The 19884-nt window shown below is 64.9% G+C and carries 20 protein-coding genes and 1 riboswitch; of the genes, 15 read left to right on the forward strand and 5 right to left on the reverse strand.

The annotated features are described in order from the left end of the window. The first annotated feature begins 68 nt into the window (after positions 1-68). From HMI60_RS16995 to HMI60_RS17020, 6 genes are all read left to right on the forward strand, one after another. Entirely contained in the window at positions 69-1244 is a 1176-nt protein-coding gene (locus tag HMI60_RS16995; protein ID WP_193590057.1) for a sensor histidine kinase, read from the forward strand. Further along, positions 1241-1891 (forward strand): response regulator transcription factor, encoded by a 651-nt coding sequence (locus tag HMI60_RS17000; protein WP_039243000.1) that lies wholly within the window; start codon positions 1241-1243, stop codon positions 1889-1891. Before HMI60_RS16995 ends, HMI60_RS17000 begins: the two co-directional genes overlap by 4 nt. Before the next feature lie 88 nt (positions 1892-1979). After that, entirely contained in the window at positions 1980-2861 is an 882-nt protein-coding gene (locus HMI60_RS17005; RefSeq protein WP_193590058.1) for a hypothetical protein, read from the forward strand. Positions 2862-2979: 118 nt separating this feature from the next. Further along, the gene (locus HMI60_RS17010) at positions 2980-3849 is read left to right on the forward strand and encodes a DUF4031 domain-containing protein (RefSeq protein WP_193590059.1); all 870 of its coding nucleotides are present in this window, start codon (positions 2980-2982) and stop codon (positions 3847-3849) included. Beyond that, positions 3846-4622 carry a 2-phosphosulfolactate phosphatase gene (locus HMI60_RS17015; protein ID WP_193590060.1) on the forward strand — a complete coding sequence of 259 codons (777 nt, stop codon included), beginning with the start codon at positions 3846-3848 and terminating at the stop codon, positions 4620-4622. Before HMI60_RS17010 ends, HMI60_RS17015 begins: the two co-directional genes overlap by 4 nt. 9 nt (positions 4623-4631) lie before the next feature. After that, positions 4632-6290: an exo-alpha-sialidase gene (locus tag HMI60_RS17020; RefSeq protein ID WP_193590061.1), complete on the forward strand. Its 1659-nt coding sequence runs from the start codon at positions 4632-4634 to the stop codon at positions 6288-6290. Between the two features lie 12 nt (positions 6291-6302). On the opposite strand, the gene HMI60_RS17025 is transcribed toward HMI60_RS17020, so the two are convergent. Both HMI60_RS17025 and HMI60_RS17030 read right to left on the reverse strand, forming a co-directional pair. Beyond that, the gene (locus HMI60_RS17025) at positions 6303-6704 is read right to left on the reverse strand and encodes a YccF domain-containing protein (RefSeq protein WP_018778312.1); all 402 of its coding nucleotides are present in this window, start codon (positions 6702-6704) and stop codon (positions 6303-6305) included. Between the two features lie 460 nt (positions 6705-7164). Beyond that, positions 7165-7779: a phosphoribosylanthranilate isomerase gene (locus HMI60_RS17030; RefSeq protein WP_193590062.1), complete on the reverse strand. Its 615-nt coding sequence runs from the start codon at positions 7777-7779 to the stop codon at positions 7165-7167. A gap of 98 nt (positions 7780-7877) precedes the next feature. Between HMI60_RS17030 and HMI60_RS17035 the strand changes: the two genes are divergently transcribed. The 5 genes from HMI60_RS17035 (at position 7878) to HMI60_RS17055 (ending at position 11206) form a co-directional block, all read left to right on the forward strand. Then, the gene (locus tag HMI60_RS17035) at positions 7878-8525 is read left to right on the forward strand and encodes a HutD family protein (protein ID WP_193590063.1); all 648 of its coding nucleotides are present in this window, start codon (positions 7878-7880) and stop codon (positions 8523-8525) included. A 57-nt stretch (positions 8526-8582) separates the two neighbouring features. Beyond that, positions 8583-8648, forward strand: a riboswitch (guanidine-III (ykkC-III) riboswitch). 9 nt (positions 8649-8657) lie between these two features. After that, complete coding sequence (locus tag HMI60_RS17040; RefSeq protein ID WP_018778309.1) at positions 8658-8972, forward strand: multidrug efflux SMR transporter; 315 nt, start codon at positions 8658-8660, stop codon at positions 8970-8972. Between the two features lie 2 nt (positions 8973-8974). After that, the gene (locus tag HMI60_RS17045; protein ID WP_018778308.1) at positions 8975-9349 is read left to right on the forward strand and encodes a multidrug efflux SMR transporter; all 375 of its coding nucleotides are present in this window, start codon (positions 8975-8977) and stop codon (positions 9347-9349) included. Between the two features lie 197 nt (positions 9350-9546). Beyond that, entirely contained in the window at positions 9547-10551 is a 1005-nt protein-coding gene (locus HMI60_RS17050) for an aldo/keto reductase (protein ID WP_193590064.1), read from the forward strand. A 4-nt stretch (positions 10552-10555) separates the two neighbouring features. After that, positions 10556-11206: an MBL fold metallo-hydrolase gene (locus HMI60_RS17055; RefSeq protein ID WP_193590065.1), complete on the forward strand. Its 651-nt coding sequence runs from the start codon at positions 10556-10558 to the stop codon at positions 11204-11206. A 75-nt stretch (positions 11207-11281) separates the two neighbouring features. Here the strand turns inward: HMI60_RS17055 and HMI60_RS17060 are convergent, their stop codons facing one another. After that, the gene (locus tag HMI60_RS17060; RefSeq protein WP_018778305.1) at positions 11282-13000 is read right to left on the reverse strand and encodes a DEAD/DEAH box helicase; all 1719 of its coding nucleotides are present in this window, start codon (positions 12998-13000) and stop codon (positions 11282-11284) included. 413 nt (positions 13001-13413) lie between these two features. Further along, a complete protein-coding gene (locus HMI60_RS17065; protein WP_039243009.1) occupies positions 13414-14808 on the reverse strand; it encodes an MFS transporter in 1395 nt (464 codons plus the stop codon). On the opposite strand from HMI60_RS17065, the gene soxR reads away from it, so the two are divergent. Both soxR and HMI60_RS17075 read left to right on the forward strand, forming a co-directional pair. Continuing rightward, positions 14807-15331, forward strand: a complete 525-nt coding sequence (gene soxR / locus HMI60_RS17070; RefSeq protein WP_193590066.1) for a redox-sensitive transcriptional activator SoxR — start codon at positions 14807-14809, stop codon at positions 15329-15331. The genes HMI60_RS17065 and soxR overlap by 2 nt on opposite strands. Before the next feature lie 92 nt (positions 15332-15423). Continuing rightward, complete coding sequence (locus HMI60_RS17075; RefSeq protein ID WP_370584041.1) at positions 15424-16140, forward strand: cyclopropane-fatty-acyl-phospholipid synthase family protein; 717 nt, start codon at positions 15424-15426, stop codon at positions 16138-16140. Here the strand turns inward: HMI60_RS17075 and HMI60_RS17080 are convergent. Beyond that, positions 16137-17174, reverse strand: coding sequence for an Lrp/AsnC family transcriptional regulator (locus HMI60_RS17080; RefSeq protein ID WP_110505263.1), 1038 nt, complete (start codon positions 17172-17174; stop codon positions 16137-16139). The genes HMI60_RS17075 and HMI60_RS17080 overlap by 4 nt on opposite strands. Positions 17175-17313: 139 nt before the next feature. Between HMI60_RS17080 and HMI60_RS17085 the strand changes: the two genes are divergently transcribed. Continuing rightward, entirely contained in the window at positions 17314-18531 is a 1218-nt protein-coding gene (locus HMI60_RS17085; RefSeq protein ID WP_039243011.1) for a M20 family metallopeptidase, read from the forward strand. A 25-nt stretch (positions 18532-18556) separates the two neighbouring features. After that, positions 18557-19849 carry an MFS transporter gene (locus HMI60_RS17090; RefSeq protein ID WP_018778299.1) on the forward strand — a complete coding sequence of 431 codons (1293 nt, stop codon included), beginning with the start codon at positions 18557-18559 and terminating at the stop codon, positions 19847-19849. Positions 19850-19884 lie beyond the last annotated feature (35 nt).

The following is a 19884-nucleotide window of genomic DNA, read 5'->3' on the forward strand; positions in this document are numbered from 1 at the left end:
TCCCCCTCCCGGATGAACCAAGGGCCAAACGGGGCCCGAGCCCGGACCGCTCACCCTAGGGTTGAAGCATGTCACCGAGAATCCAGGCCCTCCGCCCCGCCGCCGCACCCTTGGCAGGCCTTGGCATGCTCGTGGCACTCATGGTCCTGGAGGAACGCAGTTTCGATTCGGCGAGCGCGGTCCTGGTCGCCCTCGCGGCGGCGGTTGCAGCCGCCGAACTGGTCCCCGTTCCCGCCATCGTCTTCGCCTTCGCTGCCTTGGGCTTCCAGGCGTTCGGCATCTTCCCGAGCGTGATGCTGTCCGGCGCCACGCCCTATGTGTGCTTGCCGGTGCTCTTCTTTTTCGCCACTCTCGGTTGGAAAGAACCGCAGCGGTGGCCACTGCCCGTTGCGGCCGTGACCGCAGCCGGGCTGGTCACCGTGAACTGGTTCGCCGACACCGCGTGGATCAACTTTGTTTTCGGCAAACAGCTGACCGAAGCGAGCCCCTTCCGCATTGCTGTGTACGCCTTCCTGGTGTTCGCCTCATTCTCGGCCCTCAACCTCGCTGGATGGGCTGCCGCTGCATCGGTACGGCAAGCCGTTGCCAACCGGATGGCGAAGGAACAGGCGGAGTCCCGGCTCGAATCAACGGCGGGCGCCTTGGTGATCGAACAAGAGCGCAACAGGATCGCCCGGGAGCTGCATGACGTCCTTGCGCATTCCCTCGCCGTCATCACAGCCCAGGCGGAAGGGATCCGCTACGTCCACCGGACTGAGCCGGAACTGGTGGAGGAGGCGGCCAACGTCATTGCGTCTTCGGCAAGGAGCGCACTGCAGGAAACCCGGCGGCTCGTGCAAAGTTTCGGCTCGGAACTGGAGGGCCCCGCGCCCGGAACCTGGGAATTGCCGGCCCTGGCCGAACGCCTGGAGAGCAGCGGGATGCCTGTCGAGCTGCACACGGCCGGGTTGGAGGGTCTCTCCCCGGTAGAGGACCTCACCGTCTACAGAATCGTCCAGGAAAGCCTGACGAATGCGTTCAAACATGGGGACCGCGCGGCCGGCGCAGTGGTGACGGTTGCCCGCGAACCCCGCGGCCTGCGTCTGAAGATCCGCTCAAGGCTGGCCGACGGCGGGACGGAACTGCCGCCGTCGGGAACCGGCCGCGGCATCCCGGGTATGCGTGAACGCGCGACGGCGGCGGGCGGGCGGCTCACTACGGTCACCAACGGCCAACTCTTCGAAGTGGAGGCAATCCTGCCATGAACGACACCCCGATCCGCGTCGCATTGGTTGACGATCAACCCCTGTTCAGCGCTGGTTTGAAGATGATCCTTGGCAGCCAGCCTGACCTGGACCTGGTAGGCGAAGCCACTGACGGTGAGCAGGCTGTTGCCCTCGCGGCGGACGTCGGACCGGACGTGATGCTGATGGACATCCGGATGCCGGTCATGGACGGGATCACCGCCACGCGCCACATCACCGAAAGCAGCGGCCGTACAAAGGTCATTGTGCTCACCACCATCCAGCACGACGAAGCCGTGGTGCGCGCCATCCAAGCCGGCGCCGGCGGTTTCCTCACCAAAGATGCGACACCGGAATTCCTGCTCGCCACCATCCGCACCGTTCACTCCGGGCACGCGGTCATGGCTCCTTCGGCTACGAATGAACTACTCAGGGACTACACCACTCCCGCAGAGTCCAACACGGCAGTCCTGGAACCCCTGTCAGCCCGGGAGCACGATGTCTTCATGCTGGCCGCCAAAGGCCTAGCCAACGGGGAGATCGCCGCGTCCCTGGTTCTCAGCGACGCCACGGTGAAATCCCACATCGGGAACATCCTGTCCAAGCTCAAACTCAAAAACCGGATCCAGCTGGTTGCCTTCGCGTACCAAAACAGGCTGATCGGCTAGATCATCACGCTCCAAACCAGGCCCTGGAACACCAGGGCCGGCCACCGCATTGCCAAAAACCGACCATAATTCGTCCAGAGGAGAAACGATGAAAAAGAAAACCATTGGGGTACTGATTCTTACTGCCGGGGCTGCCGCGACATTGGCTGCCGCCGCCACGCCAGGAGTCTCCTCCATGCTGACCAAACCGGCGGAGCATCCGGTGTCCGGCGTGACTCTGGCAGCCGAGCAGTTCGCGTCCGCGGATTCCGCGGCCGAAAACGGGGTGGCCGAAGCCGTGCGTCGGTGCATGGCCAAGGCTGGATACGACTACACACCGGTTTCCGCAGGACAGCAATCCGTGGATCTCAAACAGCACGTAGGCTTCGATACGCTCAGCGTTGAAACTGCACGGGCTTCGGGATACGCCTCAACCAAGCCCAAGGGACCGGGCGAGCCCGCCCCGGACTCCGACCTCGGCAAACTCATGGCCGATACCGCTTTTCAGCAGGCCCTCAACGGCAGTGGTTCGTCTGAACAGAACATAGTCCAGTCCTCAGCAGGTACGGGAATGCTGTGGGGAGGCTGCAAAGCCGAGGGCATCACCGCCATCTATGGGACTGCCGACAACTACATGAGGGCCACCGCATTGGCTTTCAACTCGCTGATGGTCGCCACCAACGCTGCAGGCCAGGACGCCGGGATCCAGACCGCCGTCGACTCCTGGAAAGAATGCATGTCCACAACGGCCTTCCCCTACAGCCATCCGGGCGAAGCGGTCTCTGCGGGATTGGACGCCGGCGGCCAGAAAGAACGGAAGATCGCTGTCACCGATGCGGGCTGCCGCGAAAGCACCGGATTCGACGCGAAGATCACCACGGTGTTGGACAAGTACTTGACCACGCGCATGAAGGAACTGGAGACGGAGGTGGCTGCGGTTAAGCAGATACGCCACGATGCTTCAGAGCGTGCCCGGCTGTTGTTGGGATAGTCGGCGCCACAGATGATGTCCCACGGGTGCGTTCCTTCCCCGCTGCCGTGACCGGAAGCCTCTTTGCAGGCGTCCCGTCCGGCAACTGGGAGGGATCGCCCGGGACTACACTTTGGCCATGGCCATCTACGTCGATCCGCCCCTGTGGCCCGCGCACGGAACCGTGTTTTCGCACCTCGTTTCGGACACTTCACTGGATGAGCTCCATGCGTTCGCCGCTGCCGCCGGGGTTCCGGAGAGGGCCTTCGACGGGGACCACTATGACGTCCCGGAACGCCGCTACGACGACCTCGTGCTCGCCGGCGCAATCCCCGTGGAGGCCAGAATCCTGGTCCGCAAACTCATCGCCAGCGGCCTACGAATTCCCGCGCGGGAACGGAGTAAAGCTTTGACAGTTCCGTTGATGGAGCGTTGGAACAGTATCTTCCCCGGCCATGAGGAGCTGGGCCTGGAGCTGTTGGAGCGGTGGGGCGAGGACGGCAGGAAATACCACAGCCGCACACACCTCCTGGCAGTTCTTGAAGCCCTGGACACTCTGACAGAACCCGCCCTGCCTGCACGGACCGTCTCCTTGGCGGCTTGGTTTCACGACGCCGTTTATGAAGGTGTTGCTGGTCAGGATGAGGAAGACTCAGCCATCCTGGCCGAGGACCGGCTCACGGCTGCTGGCCTCGCCGCTGCCGATGTGGCCGAGGTGGCCCGGCTCGTCAGGCTCACTTCCACCCACTCCCCTGAGCCCGGTGACCATGCCGGCGCCCTCCTCTGCGACGCCGACCTCTCTGTCCTTGGCGGCGACGAACAGGCCTACGCACGTTACCTGGCCGCCGTCCGCGAAGACTACGCCCACGTCAGCGACGATGACTTCGCGAAGGGTCGCGCCGCCGTCGTACGCCATCTGCTAAGCCTGGACCCGCTGTTCCACAGCGAACGGGCCAAGGGCCTCTGGCTCGACGCCGCCCGCCGGAACCTAGCGGGCGAACTCGCGTGAGCGGCGTGCCCAGCGAACCCGGAGCGCCGCAGCGGCAGCTTCCGTACTCGGTCCGGTTTGAATGGGGGCTCGACGGTGCCCGTGCAGTTGTGCCCGGAGCTGACCTTGCGGTGGTGGTTGACGTCCTGTCGTTCACCACGTGCGTGAGCGTCGCGGTGGATCGCGGGGCGGTGGTGTTTCCCTATCCGCTGAGGGACGCGGGTGCAAGCGAGTTCGCGGCCCGCCACGGGGCTGCATTGGCGGGGCCGCGGGGTTCGGAAGGGCTGAGCTTGTCGCCCGTGAGCCTCAGTGCTGCGCCGGTACTCGACCGGGTCGTTCTGCCCTCCCCCAACGGGTCCACCATCAGCCATGAATTGGCCGGTTCAGCCCGTCAGGTGGTGGCCGTTTCACTCCGCAACGCCGCTGCCACGGCCGATTGGGCGCAGGCCACACTGCCTCATGGTGCCGTTATTGCCGTCATCGCTGCGGGTGAGAAATGGGGCAACGGTAGCCTGCGACCGGCTTTGGAGGACGAGCTTGGAGCCGGGGCGTTCATTGCCGGGCTCGCGGCTGCCGGGCGTCACAATTTTTCCCCGGAAGCGGCCGCTGCTGCTGCCGCCTTCGATGCTGCGGAACCGCATCTTGCGGGCACTCTGCGGGGATGTTCCAGTGGCCGGGAACTGATCGACGCCGGTTTTGCGGGTGATGTCGTCATCGCGGCGGAGCTGGACGCAGGTTCCGCAATTGCTCTCTTGCAGGACGGTGCCTATCGGGGAGTGTTGGCGTCCAGCTAGCATAGAGGTGTGACCTCCTACCTCTTGGACCCTTCCCGCTCATCGGTTCCCCTAGCCGTCCCCGATGTAGAGCACGTCCTGGCTGTGCGCGGCGTGGGCGGCTACCGGCAATACCGCATCCCCGCCCTTGCTATCAGCACCCGGGGCACTCTTTTAGCCGCCTATGACGGCAGGCCCAACCTGGACGACCTCCCCAATCCCATCGATCTCCTCCTGCGCCGCAGCTACGACAACGGAGTCACGTGGGAGCCACAGCAGCTGGTTCGCACCGGTTCGGGACTCCACGGCTTCGGCGATCCAAGCCTGCTGGTGGACTCCGACACCGGGCGCATCTTCATGTTCCATGCCGCCGGGACCCACGCAGGTTTCTTTGAAGCAGTTGCCGGATTGGAGCCGGATGACGACGTGCAGCACGCGGACGTCAGCTTCTCCGACGACGACGGCGACACCTGGCAGCACCGCCGGCTCACCGCGCAACTTAAGCGCGGCGCTGTCACTGGCCTGTTCGCCGCCGCCGGACAGGGCATCCAGATCCACACCGGACCTTTTGCGGGCCGGTTGGCGCAACAGTTTGTGCTGCTGGTGGACGGTGCCATCACGGCGGCGTCTGCGTTCAGCGACGATCATGGTGACACATGGCGGTTGGGCGAGCTGATCGGTCCGGGCACCTCAGGCGTGGGGCCGAACGAGAACAAAGTAGTGTGCTTGGACGATGGCCGGTTGCTCCTGCATTCACGGGCCACGCCCTGCCGCTTGGCTGCAGTGTCCGAGGACGGCGGCCAAACGTGGAGCCCGCTGCAGCCTGTTCCGGACCTGCCGGATCCCAGCGACAACGGGTCCCTGACGCGCTTCGATGGTCAGCCGCATGGTACCTTCGTGGCGCCGGAGACTTCATCCTGGCTGCTGGCGAGCAACAACCAGGACCCTCATCTGCGTCGGAACACCATGCTGAGTCTCTCCCCCGACAACGGCGCCACCTGGCCGGCAAAGCTGCTGCTGTGCCCGGGAAGCTCGGCCTACTCCACCGTGGCGCGGCTGCCGAACGGGAATATCGGGGTTCTCTATGAACGGCAGGGATACCGGGAGATTGTGTTCGCGTCCATTCCTGCCGAGCAGCTGGCGGGGCAACTCTCCGCTCCACCCCGGGTTACGCCTGGGCCCACGGGCCTGGTCTTCGACATGGAACTGCGGTCCATCACTCCCGGCCGGCCCGCCGAGTGGCAGAACGCCGGCGACTTCCACGTGATCCCGTCCAACAGCGACGGCCAATGGGATGTCCAAACGTGGAAGGAAATCGGGCAGGGCTACGCCGGAGACCAGGTTCTCGGCACCCGGGAAGCCCAGGACCTCAACTACGGCCCCATAGTCCCCGGCTACAAAGCCGGGGACATCCTTGCCTTCACCGGACGGGTCCGCAACGGAGGCACTGAGCCGGCTGCCGGCGTCGTACTTCGCGGACCGCACCAGAACGCGGGCGGTTTCCCGCCCGCGGACCTGTTACCCGGCGAGCATGTCCTCTACTTCACGCCGACCTACACCATTACGGCGTCGGACCTCGAGCACAGCACGCTGGAACTCGCCTTCACGGTGGAGGCCGACGGCGGGAGCGTGCGTGTGGAGCGGACGTTCCGTTTCGATCTGCGCACCGGGGCGGTTGTTGCGTCCTAGCGGGGCCGCACCTTAGCGGTAGGTGCTGACGAACGGCTGGTTGGTGGGCACAATCTGCTTGCCGAGCGGCATCAGCGACACCGGGATCAACTTCAGGTTGGCGATGGCCAGCGGAATCCCAATGATGGTGATGGCCATGGCAAACGCCGTAACCACATGGCCGATGGCAATCCAGATACCCGCCACCAGCAACCAGATGACGTTGCCCAGGAGCGCGAACACCCCTGTGCCGCCCGGCTTCTCAACCACCATCCGCCCGAAGGGCCACAAGCAGTACGCCCCGATCCGGAACGAAGCGATGCCCCAAGGAATGGTCACGATGAGCACGCAGCAAATAATGCCTGCCGCGAAGTAGCCCAGGGCCAACCAGAACCCGCCGAAGACAAGCCAGATGACGTTAAGGATCGTTTTCATGTCCTCATTCTCTCCTGCGGGGCTTACAAAATGCCTAGGGGTCTGCCCTGAATCTTCCCTGACTTCAGCCGCCCAACCCGACGCTCGCTCACATCCCTATGGCTTCCCCCCCAACCCTCTTCCACACCCCACGCCCTTCCCACCAACCCTCACTCACACCCCACACCCTTCCCACCAACCCTCACTGACACCCCTACCGAAGCGCCCTGGATGTGAGGAATCGTCCGGTTCAAACACGCGGGAAGTGAAGAAGGACCCGATTCAAACACGCGGGATGAGAGGAAGGGATCGGTTGAAACGCCCGGGACGTGAGGAAGGGACCGGTTGAAACCCCCGGGACGTGAAGAAGCGTCCCGTTCAAACACCCGGAACGTGAGGAAGGAACCGGCCGAAACACGCGGAACGTGAGGAAGGAACCGGCCGAAACACGCGGGACGTGAAGAAGGGACCGGTTGAAACCCTAGGGATGTGAGGGAGGGTCAGGCTTTGCGGCTGTGACGAAGGCGCGGATCTTAGCCAGGTCCTTCACACCCCGCGAAGACTCGACACCGGAGGAAACGTCCACTCCCCAAGCGCCGGCAGCGGCTGCGGCGAAGGCCACGTTGCCGGGTTCCAGACCACCGGCGAGCAACCACGCCCGGCTCTCGAGCCCCTTGTCACGCACTGAGGCGTAGTCCCAGGACTCCCCCGACCCCGGCACTGCGGCGTCGATCAGGAACACGTCTTCGCCCAGATCCGCGAACTCGTCCTGGGAGGCACCCATGGTGACGGCCCGGATGAGCCGCATGCCGGCGTCGTGCACTGTTTTGACGTCGTCGGCAGTACGGCGACCGTGCAGCTGCACCCACGAAAGTCCTGCCGCGCGGGCCGTCGCCACGGCATCGGCGGCGGCTTCATGCCGGAAAACGCCCACGGCATGAACCCCGGCGGGCACCAGCGGGAGCAGGATACGAACCTGGTCCGGGCTGACCTCCCGCGGGCTGGTGGTGAGGACGAAACCGACGGCGTCAGCACCGGCGTCGACGGCTTCACGTACTGACTCGGGCGTGCTCAAGCCGCATACTTTGACGAACATCCAGCGCCTCCCTCACTACCCGAACAACGTTTTCCACATATGACGTTAGCAAGCCGCGTTGCCATCGGAGAACCTGCGTCCACCATTAGGCTGGTCGGATGGAGATTATCCGTTTTGCTGACATCCGTCCCGAACCGTGGCGCAATGGCGGCGGGGTGACGCGCGAACTCGCGAGCCACCCGCAGGCAGCCTCTGCGCAGGACGGCGCCTGGGATTGGCGTGTCAGCATCGCCGACGTCTCCAAAGCCGGAGAATTCTCCGTTTTCCCGGGCATGGAGCGGGTCATTACCATCATCGACGGCGAACTGCTGCTCCTCACCGTGGACGGCTCCGAGCACCCGCTCGAGAAATACCGTCCGTTCCGTTTCTCCGGCGAGGCCGCATCCTCGGCGACCCTCCCCACCGGAGATATCCGGGACTTGAACGTCATCGCCCGGGAAGGCGCGTTCAAGGGCTACACGTCGATTGTTGAGATCTCCAAGAAACGGGCTCACCCGGTGTTCGAGGGGCAGTTGGCTGTTCTGCTGGAGGGCAAGGCGACAGTTGCGCCCGGCGCCGGAGTCGAGGAAGAGCCGGCTGCTGAGGAAAAGTCCGACGGCGGCGCTCCGGCAACCAGCCCCGGGGAACCTGTCGAGTTGGCTCGCTATGACGCCGTCGTGGGTTCGGATACCCGCAGCCCTGAGATCTCCGGGCGGGGCTTTATCGCAGTGATCTCGATCGACCATGTGGAGCCGGCTGACGCCTGAGCTGGTGACGTTAACCACCAGAAGTGGCCACCCCGCGCCGGAGTTGCTAGCCTGAAATGAAGGTTCCGCTCTGGAACCTCCGGACGACGGTTCAGTACCCGGCACGCGACAAGACTGGCCAAAGGAAATGTCATGTCGTGGATAATTCTCATTCTTTCCGGTGCACTCGAGGCCGTCTGGGCCGCAGCTCTGCACCGTTCCAAGGGCTTCCGTAAACCCGTCCCAACAGTCGTTTTCCTGGTCGCAGTCACTGCGAGCATGGGCGGGCTGGCAATCGCAATGCAATCCATCCCAACGGGCACGGCCTACGCCGTGTGGGTAGGGGTGGGTGTGGTGCTCACCGCGGCGTACGCGATGGTCACCAAAGTTGAACGCGCGACGACGGCCCGGCTGCTTCTGCTTGCCGGCATCGGCGCATGCGTGGTCGGCCTGAAGGTGGTGGCATAGCCATGACGACAAAAACCAAGAACACCGGTAACGGAATCTTCTGGGCCATCCTCCTGGCGTCGGCGCTCCTCGAAGCCGTGTGGGCCACTGCTTTGGGGCTCTCCAATGGCTTCACGCAACTCATGCCCACACTGGTCTTCGCCGTCACTGCAGTATTGAGCATGCTGGGACTGGGTATCGCGGTGAAGCGCATCCCCCTTGGCACTGCTTACGCGGTATGGGTGGGTATCGGCGCGGCGCTGACCGTTGGCTGGGCCATGATCACGGGCGTTGAATCGGCGAGCCCGCTGAAACTGCTGTTCATCGCAGGAATCGTGGGCTGTGCCGCCGGCTTGAAGGCGCTGCCCGCAGAGAAAGCTGTAGCCAAGCCCGAGTAGCGCCCGCTCCCTGGCGCCCTGTTTCGATGGTTCGCTGCACACCATGCCGCTCGCACGGCACAGTGTGCAGCGAACCATCGAATCAGCCAGGCAAGGCCACGCGAGGCCAGGCGGTGCTCGCAGAAATCGCAGGAATACCCCAGCGCGCCATCGGGTTCACGCCTTCAAGAGCACCCAAACACGCATTGGAGACGTTCATGACTGCAGTTCAGCTCGGAGATGGCCTCACGGTAAGCCCCCTCGGTTTCGGCGGAATGGCCCTGACCCCGGTCTATGGCGGGATCGACCCGGAGGAAGGCCTGCAAACACTCAGGCACGCCGTGGACGCGGGCATCACGTTCATCGACACCGCAGATGTGTATGGCGCGGGCAGCAACGAGGAACTCGTGGGCAGGCTCCTCAAGGAGCGCCGCGACGAGATCCAGGTAGCCACGAAGTTTGGAATTGAGGGCAACCCCGCGGACGGATACACGGGAGTCCGCGGGGATGCACCGTACGTCAGGCAAGCGGCGGAAGCGAGCCTCCGCCGCTTGGACACTGACGTCATTGACCTCTACTACATGCATCGCCGTGACCTCCGCGTTCCGATAGTGGAAACCGTGGAGGCAATGGCGGAGCTGGTCCGTGAGGGCAAGGTCCGGCACCTCGGCTTGTCGGAAGTGACAGCCGAGGAGCTCAGGCAGGCCAACGCCGTCCATCCCATTGCCGCGGTCCAGAGTGAATGGTCAATCTGGAGCAGGGATGTTGAGCTCAACGTTGTTCCTGCAGCCAAGGAGCTTGGCGTAGGGTTTGTGCCGTATTCGCCGCTGGGCCGCGGGTTCCTTACGGGAACCGTCAGCGCGGGCGATCTTGGCGAAAATGACTTCCGTCATAAGATCCCCCGTTTTGGCGACGAGGCACTTGATGCAAACCAGGCCGTTGTAGCCGCGGTTCGCGAGGTAGCCAGTGGGCTGGATGCAACTCCTGCCCAGGTAGCCCTGGCTTGGCTTTTCGCCCAAGGTCAGCGCCTCGGGATTTCGGTGGTCCCCATCCCCGGCACGCGCAAGACGTTCCGGATCGACGAGAATCTCGGCGCACTGTCCCTGCAACTGGGAACAGCGCACCTTGGGGTGCTCGACCAAGCCGCTGCCGCCGTCGTGGGTTCACGCTCCGCCGACCCCAATTGGGTCTCGCAGGGCCGCGAAGCCAAGAACGTAGGCTGAACGAATGGATTCGCTTATTCACTCACTACGTGACGTCACCATTCGCAGCATTTCGGTCAGCGAGATGAACAACAACGTGTACCTGTTGACGTCAAAGTCCACAGGGGCGCAGGTGTTGATCGACGCCGCCGACGACCTTCCAGCCATCCAGCAGCTTCTGTCGGAGTCCGCGGGCGATTCGACCGAGCCCACCAAGCTGGTCCGGATAGCAACCACCCACCAGCACTGGGATCACGTCCGTGCGCTGGCGGAGCTGGTGGAAGTCACCGGGGCCACCACGTCAGCGGGAGCGGACGACGCCGATGCGTTGCCGGTTCCGGTGGATGTCCGGCTTGGTCACGGCGACGTTGAGCGCTTCGACGACATCGAGCTCACGGCGGTCCACCTGCGTGGACATACCCCTGGCTCGATCGCCTTCGTGTACCAGGATCCGGACGGGCCGGCCCACATTTTCAGTGGAGACTCGCTGTTTCCGGGAGGCGTCGGCAACACACAGAAAGATCCTGCGCGCTTCACTTCTCTGTTGAACGACGTGTCGGAACGACTGTTCGACGCCTATCCGGACGATACCCTGGTGCACCCGGGCCATGGACTGCCCACAACCCTCGGAGCCGAGCGGCCACACCTTGAGGAGTGGCGCGCCCGGGGCTGGTAGCACCTGGAGTTGCGGGGCCTGCTCTGCGCTCCATTCCTTGCGGAAAGCGCGTAGAGCGGGCCTCACAACGGGAGGTTAGCGGCCGCGGCGCTCGTTCGAAGCAGGAGCCGACGCGCGGCGGGGACCGCTGCGTGCCGGACGGCCTGCGCCGGATCCACCGCGACCGGAGTTGCCGGAACCCGAACCGTAGGATCCACCGGACGTAGCGCCCGTAGCGGAGGACCATACGGCCTTGTTCCCACCGGTACGCGTAGAGGTGGTGGATGCCGTGCGAGGAGCCGAAGCTGCGCGCTGGCCGGTAGCCGGACGACCACTGCGGCCGCCCTGGCCCTGCGAGCCCGGGACGTCGTTGCGGTGAGTGGCACCGGACTTGCCGCGGCCACGTGAGCTGCGGGCGACGTCGTCGTTCATTGCTGCGCGACGCTCGGCGCGGTTGACGTCGGTGCGAACCGGCTCAGCCGCGACCTTGCCACGTCCGTTGCGACCACCACGGCCACCGGCCGTGGGAGCAGCCTGCGTGGAACGGCGTGCACGCTTACGCTGTGCGTTCGCACCGGTGGACGTGCCGCCACCCTGCGGGGCTTTCGCCGCGAGGAGTGCTGCACGGGTGCGGGGATCGACCTTGTCGGCGATTTCGCCAACGAGGTCGGCAACCAACGGAGAGTTGGCAGTGACGCGCTCAAACGAAACGTCAACGCCGGCAGCCTTCATGAGCTTCTTGACGTCGCTCTGCTGCTCCGGAAGGGTCAGCGTGACCACGGTGCCATCGGAACCTGCGCGGGCCGTACGGCCGGAGCGGTGCAGGTATGCCTTGTGCTCTGTGGGCGGGTCCACGTGGATGACGAGTTCGACGTCGTCAACGTGAACGCCGCGGGCTGCGACGTCGGTTGCCACCAGGACGCGGACGTCACCGTTGGAGAACTCGGCAAGGTTGCGGTCGCGGGCGTTCTGCGACAGGTTGCCATGCAGGTCGACGGCGGGGATGCCGGCGTCGGTGAGGGTCTTGGCAAGCTTGCGGGCGTGGTGCTTGGTCCGCATGAAGAGGACGCGGCGGCCGGCGCCGGAAGCCAATTCAACAATGAGCTGCTTCTTGACGGTCTGGTCGTTGACCACCAGGACGTGGTGTTCCATGGTGGTGACAGCGGCCTGGGGATCGTCCACGGAGTGTGTCAGCGGGTTGGACAGGTAACGGTTGACCAGCTTGTCAACACCGTTGTCCAGCGTCGCGGAGAAGAGCAGGCGCTGACCCTGGGTGGGGGTCATGTCCATGAGCTTCTTGACCACCGGGAGGAAGCCGAGGTCGGCCATGTGGTCGGCCTCGTCCAGCACGGTGACCTCAACGGCTTCGAGGGTCAGGATGCGCTGGCGGATCAGGTCTTCGAGGCGGCCCGGGCAGGCGATGACGATGTCGACGCCGGCGCGCAGCGCCTTTTCCTGGCGTGCCTGGGAGATACCGCCGTAGATGACCGTGGTGTTCAGGCCCATGGCTTTGGCCAGCGGTTCGATGGTGGCGTTGATCTGGGTTGCCAGTTCACGCGTCGGTGCAAGGACCAGGCCCATGGGGCGGCCGGGCTTGCGGAAATGCTTGGCTTCGCGCTCGGCCAAGCGGGCCACGAGCGGGATGGCGAAAGCGATGGTCTTGCCGGAGCCGGTGCGGCCACGGCCCAGGACGTCGCGGCCTGCGAGGGTGTCCGGGAGGGTCTTCACCTGGATGGGGAATGCCTCTTCGATGCCGTCTGCAGCGAGGGAATCAGCAATGGCCTTGGGCGTGCCAAGGGCAGCAAAAGTAGTCATAAACTTCATGTCTTTCGGGCGGTGTCCAGTTGCGGACATCGGCCCCCGACGCCGGTTGGGCCAGGGGTTCGCCGAGGAAAAGTCAGGTGGTCTACCGGTTCGCTGCAACAGCGGTGGCCGGGACCAAATAGAACGCGTTCATCGACGCAGGATGTGCCTCTCACATGAAAAATGCCCCGTCGCGCAGCCTTTCAGGCCACCTGCTTCAGGGCGTCACCGCACATCAAGTGTTCCTAGCTTAGCAGTGATGGGGGTGGAACCTTGCATCGGCCAGCGTTGCGGGGCCTGCTATGCGTGCTTCGGGCCGTGCAAAGCGCGCAAAGCGGGCCCCACAACTAACCTGCCCAGCGTTGCGGGGCCTGCTATGCGTGCTTCCGGGCGTGCAAAGCGCGCAAAGCGGGCCCCACAACGGGTCAGGCGTGGTGCGAGAGCTCCGGTTCGGCGTTCGGGGACTTGGTTGCGGCCGCGCGGGCGGCGACCCTCGGCGCCATCAGAACCCCGACGACGGCGATCACCGCCGTAAGTGCGAAGACCGCCGCAAACGGGTTCGTCGTCGTAAATGCCGCGAAGACCAGTCCTGTAGCGGCGAGAGACAGCGCACCGCCCAGGGAGTCGGAGATGGACATGGCCGCACTGTTGAAGCCCTGGTTCTCCTCGGTGGACAGCGCCAACGTCATGACGGACAAGCGCGGGTACATCAGTCCCATCCCGCCGCCGGCAAGGATCCACCCGCCAATGGCAACGGCGGCGGACAGCGCCAGCGCGGCCGTCACGAGGGTGAGGACAATGGCCACCAGCACCAGCGAGGCACCGATCTTGATGGCGAGGTCATCAGCCAAGCGGGTGCCAAGCCGCCCCTGGATCGCCGACGCCCCGGCCCACGCCAGTGCCGCACCGGTCAGGGTCAGCCCGGCAAAAGTGGGCGTGAATGAATAGCGTTCGGTCAGGAGGTACGGCAGGTAGACCTCGGCCCCGAAGAATGCCGCCGACGCCAGGCCCCGGACAAGGATCACACTGGGCAGTCCCCGCCGGGCGGTCAGTGTCCCGCGCGGCACCAGCGGCCGGACAGCCACCACGGCAAGGACCAGCGCGACGACGGCAATCACCCCACCAACTCCCGGCACCTCAGCGGAGAGGTTCAGGCCGAGGACGGCAACAGCTGCGAGCGCCGCCCATCCCATGCGCCCGAAAGCCCACGGAACCGTTTCGGCGGGAGGCTCGGACGACATGCCCCGGACTGCCGGCACCACCATCAGCAGCGCTGGCACCACCAGGCCCACGACACCCAGGAAGACCCAGTGCCAGCTGCTCAGCTGGGCCACGACACCTGCGGCGAACGGCCCAACGAGCGACGGGACCACCCAGGACGCGGCGAAGGCGGCAAAGATCTTCGGGTGCAACTCCGGCGGGTACACACGGGCCACCAGCACGTAGAGGGCAACGGTCATCGCACCGCCCCCCAGGCCCTGCACCAAGCGCCCGAGCACCAGGATCTCCATGGTTCCGGCCATGCCGGCGATCAGCAGGCCGGCAACGAACAGTGCCACCGAGGAGTACAGGGGCGCCGCCGGACCCCGACGGTCGGACCAGTTGCCGGCCGCCACCATACCCATCACGCCAGTAGCCAGTGGTCCGGCGAAGGCAAGCGCGTAGAGGCTGGCTCCGTCCAGGTCCCGGCTCACGAGCGGCATGATGGTTGTCACTGCGAGGGACTCGAACGCGCTGAGGAATACCAGCGCGCAGGCCCCCACGGTGGCAAGGAGGTAGGGGCGGCCCAGGATTCCGGCCGTTGAGGTGTCTGAGGTCATGGACGCCAGCCTAGAACCTCAACTAATGTTGAGGTCAATCCAGCACACCCCTACCGGAAGAAGGTCCATGCCCACCGCCCCCGCCCACCGGCCACTGACCATTGGTGAGCTCTCCGAGCGCAGCGGAGTGTCGCCGTCGGCCCTTCATTTCTACGAACGCAACGGGCTTATCGAAGCCGAGCGGACAGCAGGCAACCAACGGCGGTACCGGCGTGACACACTCCGGCGCGTCGCGTTCATCAAGACCTCGCAACGGGTGGGACTGCCGCTTAGGGACATCCGGGAGGCGCTGAACTCGTTGCCCGAAGGACGCACGCCCACCAAGAGGGATTGGAGCAGGTTGTCGTTGCGCTGGCGGGAGGAACTCGACCAACGGATCGCAGCCTTGCAGCACCTGCGCAACGACCTCGACGGCTGCATTGGCTGCGGTTGCCTGAGCTTGAAATCGTGCACGCTGCAGAACCCGTCGGACGAACTCGGTGCGTCGGGCGCGGGGGCACAACGGTGGATGCTGCCGGACTAGCCAAACTGACTGCGGGGCAAAACTGAATGCCGGCTTTGCTGAAACAGCAAAAGGCATTGCCTTCCGCTGCAGCCTCTTGGCACGCTTGGGTCATGACTGAACACACGCACGACGGCGGCACCCACCAGCACGGCCAACCCACCCACGAAGGCGCCCAGCAAGGTGGCTTGAACCTCCATAAGGATGCGGACAACGCCGTGGACATGTGGGACGGCATGTACCGGGAGCGGCCGAAGATCTGGAGCGGGAATCCGAACCCGCAGCTGGTGGCCGAAGCCAAGGACCTGAAACCCGGCAAGGCCCTCGATTTGGGCTGCGGCGAAGGCGGGGACGCTATCTGGCTCGCGAAGCAGGGCTGGACGGTTACCGCCCTGGACGTGTCCGCCGTTGCGCTTGAACGCGCGGCCGCGCACGCCGAGGAAGCGGGCGTCGCCGACCGGATCACGTGGCAGCAGCAGGACCTGACGGAATGGGAGCCGCAGCCGGACTTCGATCTGGTCTCGGCGCAGTTCCTGCATTCGCCCCTGCTGCCGTGGCGTGATTCGGTCACCTCGGCCGCCGGGGCTGTGGCGCCTGGCGGGACATTGCTGGTGGTGGGGCATCACCCGCACGGCCTGCCGTCCTGGAGCCAGCACCACCACGAGGCCGGGCTTTTCTTCACTCCGGAGCAGCTGGCGGGTGCCCTGCGGCTAGATACCGAGCCGTGGTTCGTCCATGTGCTGACAGACCGGGCGCGGACGGTTTCGGGTCCCAGCGGTGAATCGGGCACCACCTTGGACACTGTCCTGAGGGCCACGAAGCGGGCTTAGGCGCCCTCCGGCAGCAGGTCTCCGTAGGGCGGTACGACTGTTCCCGTGGCGGTCGAGTCCGGGTTCAGCATCCACCCCACCCGTTTTGCCGTATTGAGCATCACCACGCTTTCCACCAATTCAATGCCGGGGATCCGCTGCTGGATGGTGAGCTCCATTTCCATGACATCCGCCAGGGATCGCAGCCACATGATCATGGTGAAGTTGGTGCGCCCCGTGGTGGATGCGGAGAAGCGGATGTTGCGGATGGCCCTGAGCTCGGTGGCTGCGGCCTCGTGCTGACCTGCCGGGACATTGGCGAACCATTGGACGGTGATGGGGAAGCCTGAGTACTGCTGGGCTATTTCGCAGCGGAAGGACAGCATGCGGCTGGCCAGGACGCGTCCCAGTTGGCGCTGCACGGTGGCTGGATTCCGGTCCAGCGCCCGAGCGATCTCGGCCGCAGTGGCGCGGCCGTCCCGGGCAAGGAACGGGATGAGCGCCAGGTGCGTCTCCGGCAAGGGCGCCACGACGGTGTCGGGAGAAGAAGGGTTGGCGGATTCAGGTCCCGCCAGCGACCGCAATGCCTGCTGTTCCGCCTTGCTGAGCACATTGAGCCGCCACGCGTAGCCGCTGGTGTGGATCCGTGTACAGAGAGCCGTGTGGTACTTGGTGAGTCCCCGTACTTCCTTGAGCCGAGGCAACACCTGCGTGCTGAACTGTTCCAGGTCCTGGGTGATGACCGTCAGTGTCAGGTCGCGGTTACTGGCAGCTTCTTCCACTGTGATGACCTCGGGCAGTTGCGCGACGGCGGCGGTCACCTCGGGCCTGAGGTGCATTTCGCAGTCGATGTCCACCATGGCCAGGCACATGTCCTTGGGATCACCCATCAGATGCGCCGTGGTCCAGGCAGCGCCCGCAGCCCTCAGGCGGTCCCAGCGGGATGCCAGGGTGGTGGCGTGGACGCCAAGGACGCTGCCGGCGTCGGACCAACTGATCCGGGGCGATATCTGCAAGGCGTTGACCAAACGCAGATCTTCTTCGCTGAGTTCCATGAGCTGATTCTCCCAGGAGCGTGCATGAATCGTGTGTTGCAACCAGAAAAATGCATATTTACAGTTGTTTTCAAGCATGTGAAGCAGGTCACCACAAAATGGCATAAGGAACACATCACCTTATGGATCAGGAGACTTCATGACACTCGCCGCCGACGCCAAAGAACTGCAAGGGGACATCGTCCGCCTCCGCCACGACCTCCACCGCGAACCGGAGATCGGATTGCAGCTCCCCCGCACGCAGGAGAAGGTGCTCAAGGCACTGGACGGACTTCCGTACGAGATCACCCTGGGGAAGGAAACGACGTCGGTCACCGCAGTACTGCGGGGAGGTGCGGCCCACGCTTCGGCTGAGAAGCCCGTGGTCCTCCTGCGCGCCGACATGGATGGTCTCCCCGTGCAGGAGAACACCGGCGTTGACTACACCTCCCGCGTGGACGGCGCGATGCACGCCTGCGGCCACGACCTTCACACCTCCATGCTCGCCGGCGCTGCCACCCTCCTGGCCGAGCGCAGGGAGCAACTGGCCGGCGACGTCATCCTGATGTTCCAGCCGGGCGAAGAAGGCTTCGACGGTGCCAGCTACATGATCAAGGAGGGCGTCCTGGACGCCGCGGGCCGACGCGCGGACACCGCCTACGGGATGCACGTCTTCTCCTCACTGGAGCCGCACGGGCAGTTCGTCACCAAACCCGGAGTCATGCTCAGCTCCTCGGACGGCCTCGTGGTGACCGTGCTGGGCGCGGGGGGCCACGGTTCAGCGCCCCACTCCGCCAAGGATCCCGTCACAGCCGCCGCCGAAATGGTCACCGCTCTGCAGGTGATGGTCACGCGGCAGTTCAACATGTTCGACCCCGTCGTCCTGACCGTCGGCGTCCTGCACGCCGGAACCAAGCGCAACGTGATCCCCGAGACCGCCCGGATCGAAGCCACCATCCGGACCTTCTCCGAGGAGTCCCGCCGGAAGATGATGGAAGCAGTACCCCGGCTGCTGCAAGGTATTGCCGCAGCCCACGGCCTGGAGGCTGACGTGCATTACCAAGAGGAATACCCCCTCACCATCAACAACGACGACGAGACCGCCACCGCCGAAAAGGTCATCGCCGGGATGTTCGGCGAGTCCCGGTACACCCGCATGGCCACTCCCCTGAGCGGTTCGGAGGACTTCTCCCGCGTCCTCGCCGAGGTCCCCGGCACGTTCGTGGGCCTCAGTGCCGTCGCTCCCGGAGCCGACCACACGACGTCGCCGTTCAACCACTCCCCTTACGCCACGTTCGACGACGGCGTCCTCACCGACGGTGCAGCGCTGTATGCAGAGCTCGCCGTATCCCGCATCGCAACCCTCTCCGGCAACTAGCCTCCCCACCCCCTTGGAGAATCACATGACCACCACCGTTGGAACGTCCACGGACGTCAAGGCCCACAAGTCGCATGTGCGGACATTGGTCGGCACCGGCATCGGCAACGCCGTCGAGTGGTACGACTGGGCCATCTATGCCACGTTCTCGCCGTTCATCGCGAGCGCGTTGTTCAGCAGCGCCGACCCCACCTCAGCCGTGCTGTCCACGTTGGCGATCTTCGCCGTCGGGTTCGTTGCCCGGCCGTTCGGCGGGTTCGTGTTCGGCTGGATCGGTGACAGGATCGGCCGCAAGACGTCCATGACCGTCGCTGTGGCACTCGGAGCTGTGGGCAGCCTGCTGATCGGTGTCGCGCCCACGTTCGAATCGGTCGGCGCCTTCGCCTCGGTGATGTTGCTGGTCGCCCGGCTCATCCAGGGCCTCGCCCACGGTGGCGAGCTGCCGTCGTCGCAAACTTACCTGTCCGAGATGGCACCCAAGGAACACCGAGGCTTCTGGGCTACCCTCATCTACACCTCCGGCACCGCCGGAATCCTTGCCGGGACGCTGCTGGGCGCCATCCTCACCGCTGTCCTGAGCAAGGGCGACATGAGCGCCTGGGGTTGGCGCATCCCGTTCCTGATCGGCGGCGCACTGGGCATTTACGCACTGTTCATGCGGGCCAAGATGAAGGAAACCGAAGCGTTTGAGGCCGAAGCTCCGCAGGAGAAGCGCCTGGCCATCTGGCCGCAGATCGTCAAGTACCGCAAGCAGGCCCTGCAGGTCATCGGCCTCACCGTTGGCCTGACGGTTGTCTACTACATCTGGGGCGTCGTGGCACCGAGCTACGCCGCAACCTCGTTGAAGATGGACCGCGGCGCGGCACTGTGGGCCGGCGTGATTGCCAACGTGGTGTTCATCGCGGCGCTGCCGTTCTGGGGCAAAATGTCGGACCGGATCGGACGCAAGCCGGTGCTGATCGCCTCCTCCGCTGGCGCTGCTTTGCTGCACTTCCCCATGACGTGGCTGCTCAAGGACTCGCCGTGGCAGTTGGCGGTGTCGATGTCCGTGATGCTGTTCTTCATCGCCGGCAGCGCAGCGATCGTCCCTGCCGTGTACGCCGAACTGTTCCCGACCCACATCCGCACCATCGGCGTCGGTGTTCCGTACTCCATCTGCGTGGCAGTCTTCGGTGGCACGGCCCCGTACCTGCAGACCTGGCTCGGCACCATCGGACAGGGCTACCTCTTCAATGTGTACGCCGTGATCCTGCTGCTGGTGGGTATCGCGTTCGCTGTCTCCATCCCGGAGACGAAGGGCAAGGACCTGACCGTCTAGCTACTTCGTTGCGAGGCCCGCTCTGCGCGCTATTC

Origin of the sequence: Paenarthrobacter sp. YJN-D (genome assembly GCF_015040335.1) — a bacterium.
Classification (GTDB): domain Bacteria; phylum Actinomycetota; class Actinomycetes; order Actinomycetales; family Micrococcaceae; genus Arthrobacter; species Arthrobacter nicotinovorans.

What these genes read in the sequence shown, in the direction of transcription:
- HMI60_RS17010 (WP_193590059.1), top strand. Translation starts at nt 2,980, where the DNA reads ATGGCCATCTACGTCGATCCGCCCCTGTGGCCCGCGCACGGAACCGTG.
- HMI60_RS17055 (WP_193590065.1), top strand. Translation starts at nt 10,556, where the DNA reads ATGGATTCGCTTATTCACTCACTACGTGACGTCACCATTCGCAGCATT.
- HMI60_RS17050 (WP_193590064.1), top strand. Translation starts at nt 9,547, where the DNA reads ATGACTGCAGTTCAGCTCGGAGATGGCCTCACGGTAAGCCCCCTCGGT.
- HMI60_RS17040 (WP_018778309.1), top strand. Translation starts at nt 8,658, where the DNA reads ATGTCGTGGATAATTCTCATTCTTTCCGGTGCACTCGAGGCCGTCTGG.
- HMI60_RS17000 (WP_039243000.1), top strand. Translation starts at nt 1,241, where the DNA reads ATGAACGACACCCCGATCCGCGTCGCATTGGTTGACGATCAACCCCTG.
- HMI60_RS17025 (WP_018778312.1), bottom strand. Translation starts at nt 6,704, where the DNA reads ATGAAAACGATCCTTAACGTCATCTGGCTTGTCTTCGGCGGGTTCTGG.
- HMI60_RS17060 (WP_018778305.1), bottom strand. Translation starts at nt 13,000, where the DNA reads ATGACTACTTTTGCTGCCCTTGGCACGCCCAAGGCCATTGCTGATTCC.
- HMI60_RS17085 (WP_039243011.1), top strand. Translation starts at nt 17,314, where the DNA reads ATGACACTCGCCGCCGACGCCAAAGAACTGCAAGGGGACATCGTCCGC.
- HMI60_RS17005 (WP_193590058.1), top strand. Translation starts at nt 1,980, where the DNA reads ATGAAAAAGAAAACCATTGGGGTACTGATTCTTACTGCCGGGGCTGCC.
- HMI60_RS16995 (WP_193590057.1), top strand. Translation starts at nt 69, where the DNA reads ATGTCACCGAGAATCCAGGCCCTCCGCCCCGCCGCCGCACCCTTGGCA.
- HMI60_RS17080 (WP_110505263.1), bottom strand. Translation starts at nt 17,174, where the DNA reads ATGGAACTCAGCGAAGAAGATCTGCGTTTGGTCAACGCCTTGCAGATA.
- HMI60_RS17075 (WP_370584041.1), top strand. Translation starts at nt 15,424, where the DNA reads ATGACTGAACACACGCACGACGGCGGCACCCACCAGCACGGCCAACCC.
- HMI60_RS17030 (WP_193590062.1), bottom strand. Translation starts at nt 7,779, where the DNA reads ATGTTCGTCAAAGTATGCGGCTTGAGCACGCCCGAGTCAGTACGTGAA.
- HMI60_RS17090 (WP_018778299.1), top strand. Translation starts at nt 18,557, where the DNA reads ATGACCACCACCGTTGGAACGTCCACGGACGTCAAGGCCCACAAGTCG.
- soxR (WP_193590066.1), top strand. Translation starts at nt 14,807, where the DNA reads ATGGACGCCAGCCTAGAACCTCAACTAATGTTGAGGTCAATCCAGCAC.
- HMI60_RS17035 (WP_193590063.1), top strand. Translation starts at nt 7,878, where the DNA reads ATGGAGATTATCCGTTTTGCTGACATCCGTCCCGAACCGTGGCGCAAT.
- HMI60_RS17045 (WP_018778308.1), top strand. Translation starts at nt 8,975, where the DNA reads ATGACGACAAAAACCAAGAACACCGGTAACGGAATCTTCTGGGCCATC.
- HMI60_RS17065 (WP_039243009.1), bottom strand. Translation starts at nt 14,808, where the DNA reads ATGACCTCAGACACCTCAACGGCCGGAATCCTGGGCCGCCCCTACCTC.